Here is a 3,057-nt window from a genome sequence, read left to right as displayed (position 1 = left end):
GACAAGCGTCGTGCCGGGGCTGTGCTCCACCAGCCCCACGTCAACGCCCCATCAACCAGTCATCAACCCGCGTAGGGGGTCAGTTCCTGATGTCGCCAGGGGGTCAATTTCTGGTGTCGCTTGACAGCTGGAGATCATCACCTCCTCGCTGACGTGGGCCCAAGACCTGGCCTGAGACCTTGCCCGAGGCACGCGCAATGCTCGCCCGGTACGCAGGCAGCTGACCAGCTCCCGCTTGAGCGCACCTCTACCTTGAATGTAAAGGGCCTGGTAAATGGCTTCATGAGAGATGCGCATGGATTCATCTTCCGGAAAGTCGACGCGCAGCCGATGGGCGATCTGCTCAGGAGACCAGCCATTGACCCATTTGCGGTCACCCCGATGTGGCTTGTTCCGGCCTTTGAAGGGTGCGTGCGCAGGCCCGACAATCTCGCGGCCATCGGCGTCATGCACCTTGCCTTCCAACCGGTCTTGAACGTAGCACCGAAGTCGCGGGTCAGTCACCAACTTTGCAGGCTTCGGTCTCCGGGCCGCCAACTCGGCCTTCCACTGCGCAACCGATGCCCGATACTCGAGTCGACCACCGCGCGTCGCGGCATTGCGAACCAGCTACCGAGACACCGTCGACGGGCTTCGCCCGGTTTGCCGAGCAATCTCCCGCACCCCAACGCCCTGGGCGCGGAGCATCCCTATCTCTTCACGCTCGGCAAATGACAAGTACCGCCCGGACACAGGATTCGACATGAACAAGGGCATGCCTCCACGATGACGAAACCAGCGCGAGCCTACAGCCTGTGATGCGCCAACGGCTTCTGCCGCCTTCTCGCTCGTGATACCGGTTGCAATCTGCGCCCAGAATCGCCGCTCAACCTCACGGCAAAGCGAGGGTGCGCCAGGCGAGCGCATCGCCTCGCGACCTGTCACCTGCTTTTGCCACCCGGCGTGTCGCCCCATACAAACCTCCAGTTAGAAGGTGTTGCGACGACCGGTTGAATCCGCCCAGATATCCCAAGCTGGAGTGGCGACGACTTCGGTTGTAGAACACGACGATGTATTGGAACAGATCGCTCGTGCCCTCGTTTCGGGCCGCGTAGCTCACGCCATGCACCCTATGGCGGGTCAGCCCGGCGCGAGTCCGGCTTGGGCCAGATTCCAGGGCGATCTGGGACGGATGGGTGCTGGCCATGCTGATGTGGATGCGGCACACGCTGATCTTGGGTCGCGGTAGGGACGGGGATTGCGCCCCGCTCCTCGCACAGATCCTTACGTGCGGCACTACCGCATACGGCTCCTGCCTTGAGTCATGACGCGAAGCGTTGATGCAGATACGGATGGAGTACCCGTGCCCGCGGAAGGTAGCGATCAACCAGCACTGCGAACCGTGTCTAGGGCATCCGTCCACGCTGACCCCGCCGCCGAGGCGCATGCAGCCATGGGACACGTCCTTGCGGAACGCGTCCAGGCGGTTAACATTGCCCGTTACGCCGTGGTAGTTGAAGTAGCCTTGGACGACTCGCCACAGCCAACGGCCGACCTCGGGGATCGGCTCGTGCATACGGCGCGTCAGCGCCTGTGGAATCACCTTGAGGCTGGCGCGCATTCGCTTCGCCGAGGTCAGCCGCTTCAGTTGGAACCAACCGTTTGACCGAGACTTCCCACAGATGTGGGTGAAGCCCAGGAAGTCGAACGTCGGCGACTTTGGAAGCCCTTGCTTGGCGCGTGCCTGAGCCGCTAAGCGACCGAACTGCAGCACGTGCGTCTTGTCCTCGTTCAGCGTCAGTCCGAACTGGGCGAACCGCACCTTCAGGTCCTCAAGGAATCGGATGACGTCGGCCTTGCTCTCGAAGCCGAGGACGCTGTCGTCGGCGTACCGAACGATCATCACGTAACCTCGGGCATGTCGCCCACGCCATTGGTGCGTCCACAGGTCGAAGACGTCGTGCAAGTAGCTGTTGGCCAGAAGCGGCAAGATCACCGCACCTTGCGGCGTGCCTACCCGTACCTCGGTCTTCTTCCCGTTCTCGACAATCCCGGCGGTGAGCCACCTGCGAATCAATCGCAAGACTCGCGTGTCGCCGATCCGGTGCCCGAGGAATCGCATCATCCAGGCGTGATCGACGTTATCGAAGAACGCCTTGATATCTGCATCGAGCACCCAGCTCACGCGCTTCGTCTGCATGCCGACCACCACGGCGTACAGCGCTTGATGCTGGTTGCGCCCTGACCGGAAGCCATACGAGAAGTCGCGTAAGTTCGCTTTGTAGATCGGCGTGAGCACCGTCACCACGGCTTGCTGGACGATCTTGTCTTCCAGCACCGCGATGCCAAGGGGACGCTGCTTGCCGTCCGCCTTGGGGATGTACACCCTGCGCGAAGGCAGTGCCCGGTAGCGGCCAGACTGCACCGCATCCCGCAGCTTGCCGACCCGCTCGTCGAGTCCTTCCTCGTACTCGCGCCACCTCATTCCATCAACGCCGGCCGCCGCGCCGAGCTTCAGTTGCATGAAGCTGTCTCGCCGCAGTTGGGGCGTGATGTGGTGCAGCAGCGCCATGAACCGTACCTCCTTGCCCGCAGCCTTGGCGGCTCGGACTGCTTCACGTAGACCGTCGAGCCCCATCGACACACGGGTCCGGCGCTGAGTCCGGGGCGTGGGAGGCGCTTCAGTGTTGCTCTTGGCTGCTCGCCTTCCCTCCGGACCCTCCGCCTGCGCCGGCTTGGAGGCGGCGCCATTGTTCGGGTCGTTCATCGGTACTACGCAAGCATCCGACTTCTCGCCGGCGTGGATGTCGGGCTTACGGCCATTGGCCTTCCCCGACCCGCCCGCCGCCAACTGCGCGGCGGGCGCCGACGAGATCTCACAGTTCCTGTTCGGAGAGCTTCTGCCCATGCTCAGGGTCTTCGACCGCGTGGGGCTCGCCGAGGGCTCGCGAGTGTAAGCGTTCAGCCCGCGGCGTAGTTGCTACGCCACGCGTCTTGAGATATCCGAGCGCAGCGGAGCCTTTTCGAAGTGCTGCTTCCACAGCCGAGGCGTGAGCTGTGCGACATCGGCGGCCGGGT

General features: G+C 63.2%; 2 pseudogenes. Both read right to left on the bottom strand.

Going from position 1 to position 3,057, the window contains the following annotated elements:
* Positions 1-126: 126 nt before the first annotated feature.
* Positions 127-954, bottom strand: a pseudogene (locus tag PHD22_RS16765) (helix-turn-helix domain-containing protein); the annotation flags it as partial.
* A gap of 487 nt (positions 955-1,441) precedes the next feature.
* A pseudogene (gene ltrA / locus PHD22_RS16760) lies at positions 1,442-2,503 on the bottom strand (group II intron reverse transcriptase/maturase); the annotation flags it as partial.
* Between the last annotated feature and the right edge of the window lie 554 nt (positions 2,504-3,057).

Origin of the sequence: Zoogloea sp. (assembly GCF_028693495.1) — a bacterium.
Classification (GTDB): Bacteria; Pseudomonadota; Gammaproteobacteria; order Burkholderiales; family Rhodocyclaceae; genus Zoogloea.
The sequence above is the reverse complement of the archived record's forward strand: the minus strand, read 5'-3'. Positions and strand labels throughout refer to the sequence as shown.